Here is a 904-nt window from a genome sequence, read left to right as displayed (position 1 = left end):
GGTCCTGCGCACCCGCATCACCACCAACCGTGGCGGCGGGATCGCGCTCGACCTGGCCGACGCCACCGGCACGCCCCTCGGCCGCATCGACACTCTCACCCTGCGCCCCGTAACGGCCGAACAGCTCGACACCACCCCCACCCACGATTCCCTCTTCCACCTCGACTGGCGCACTCTCCCCGCCCCCAACCCGAGTACGGTCAACGCGGACATCCTTGAAGTCGCCGCCAGCACCATCGACGGTGACGTCCCGGCGGCCGTGCAGACCGCCCTCGCCGATGTCCTAGTTCAGCTGCAGGAATGGCTTACCGCCGACGAGCAGGACGGGCGTCTGGTCGTCGTCACCCGCGGCGCGGTCGCCACGGGCGGGACCGAGCAGGTCACCGACCTCGCCGCCGCAGCCGTATGGGGCCTGATCCGCTCCGCCCAGTCCGAACACCCCGACCGCATCGTCCTGATCGACACCGACGGCTCGCTGGAAGACCTGGCAGCTCTCGCGGGTCTGGACGAGCCGCAGCTCGCCGTCCGCGCGGGCGAGGTCCTCGTCCCCCGGCTGGTTCGCACCACGGTCCCGGCCGAGGCCGCGCTCCCGCCGGTCACCGGCCCCGTGCTGGTCACGGGTGCCGGCGGTGCGCTGGGTGGTCTGGTCGCCCGGCACCTCGTCACCGCGCACGGTGTGCGTGACCTCGTCCTGGTCTCGCGTCGCCCCTCGACCACGCTGGTGGAGGAGCTGCGGGAGCTGGGCGCCGAGGTTCGGTGGGCGTCGTGTGACGTCACCGACCGCGACGCCCTGGCCGCCCTCATCGGTGAGCTGACCGCGTCCGACGGCCCGGGCCTCGCCGGTGTGGTGCACGCCGCGGGTGTGGTCGACGACGGTGTTCTGGAGTCCCTGACGCCCGAGCGA

At 72.8% G+C, this 904-nt stretch carries 1 protein-coding gene; it reads left to right on the top strand.

What is annotated here, in order from left to right:
• Positions 1–904, top strand: a 904-nt coding sequence (locus tag HW445_RS32615) for an SDR family NAD(P)-dependent oxidoreductase (protein WP_180224342.1), incomplete at both ends; no start/stop codon positions are given.

This window comes from Streptomyces sp. UH6, from assembly GCF_013421635.1.
Taxonomy (GTDB): Bacteria; Actinomycetota; Actinomycetes; order Streptomycetales; family Streptomycetaceae; genus Streptomyces; species Streptomyces abyssomicinicus.
Note: the sequence above shows the minus strand (reverse complement) of the source record. Positions and strands in the feature narration are given on the sequence as shown.